Origin of the sequence: Salipiger sp. HF18, assembly GCF_011806505.1 — a bacterium.
In the GTDB taxonomy this organism is placed as follows: Bacteria; Pseudomonadota; Alphaproteobacteria; order Rhodobacterales; family Rhodobacteraceae; genus Salipiger; species Salipiger thiooxidans.
In genome coordinates this window covers 1-1,072 of the sequence record NZ_JAATOS010000824.1, presented here as the reverse complement: position 1 = coordinate 1,072, position 1,072 = coordinate 1, and the positions used below count along the sequence as shown (strand labels likewise).

The following is a 1,072-nucleotide window of genomic DNA, read 5'->3' as shown; positions in this document are numbered from 1 at the left end:
GAACATCTTGCGGAACTTTGTGCGTTTCGGTTGAAGCATGTCTCAAACTCCCTCAGCGACGGCCGCCCATGGCGCCGCGCGGAGCCGGACCGTCCTGGATTTCCTGCGACTTGCGTTCGCGGGCGGACGGGTCGTGCTCCATGATCTCGCCTTTGAAGATCCAGACCTTGATCCCGATGATGCCATAGGGGGTCGTGGCTTCGACATTGGCGTAGTCGATGTCGGCGCGCAGGGTGTGCAGCGGCACACGGCCTTCACGATACCATTCGGTACGAGCGATCTCGGCACCGCCGAGACGGCCCGCGACGTTCACGCGGATGCCCAGTGCGCCCATGCGCATGGCGTTCTGCACCGCGCGCTTCATGGCACGACGGAACGAAACGCGGCGCTCGAGCTGCTGCGCGATGCTCTCACCCACGAGGCGGGCGTCCAGCTCGGGCTTGCGGACCTCGACGATGTTGAGGTGCAGCTCGCTGTCGGTCATCTTCGCCAGCTTCTTGCGCAGGACTTCGATGTCCGCGCCTTTCTTGCCGATGATGACGCCGGGACGGGCGCTGTGGATCGTCACGCGGCACTTCTTGTGCGGACGCTCGATGATCACGCGGGCGACGCCGGCCTGCTTGCACTCTTCGTGGATGAAATCGCGGATCGCAATGTCTTCCAGAAGCAGGTCACCGTAGTCCTTGGTGTCTGCGTACCAGCGGCTGTCCCAGGTACGGTTGACCTGGAGGCGCATGCCGATCGGATTGGTCTTGTTACCCATTAGGCTTGCTCCTCGATCTGGCGCACCTTGATGGTGAGTTCCGAGAACGGCTTGTTGATGCGGCCGAAGCGGCCACGTGCCCGGGGACGGCCACGCTTCATCACAAGGTTCTTGCCCACGTAGGCTTCGGCGACGACGAGTTCGTCGACGTCAAGGCCGTGGTTGTTCTCGGCGTTCGCAATGGCGGACTGAAGGCATTTCTTCACGTCCACGGCGATCCGCTTCTTCGAGAAGGTCAGGTCCGAAAGGGCCTTTTCCACCTTCTTGCCACGGATCAGCGCGGCCACCAGGTTCAGCTTCTGCGGCGAG

2 protein-coding genes are annotated in these 1,072 nt (G+C 62.6%); both read right to left on the bottom strand.

The window, feature by feature from the left end; all coding sequences use genetic code 11:
- Positions 1 to 52: 52 nt before the first annotated feature.
- Positions 53 to 763 (bottom strand): 30S ribosomal protein S3, encoded by a 711-nt coding sequence (gene rpsC, locus HC022_RS27280; protein WP_008885147.1) that lies wholly within the window; start codon positions 761 to 763, stop codon positions 53 to 55.
- On the bottom strand, positions 763 to 1,072 hold a 310-nt coding region (rplV, locus tag HC022_RS27275; protein ID WP_167454461.1), incomplete at its 5' end, for a 50S ribosomal protein L22. The genes rpsC and rplV, both read right to left, overlap by 1 nt.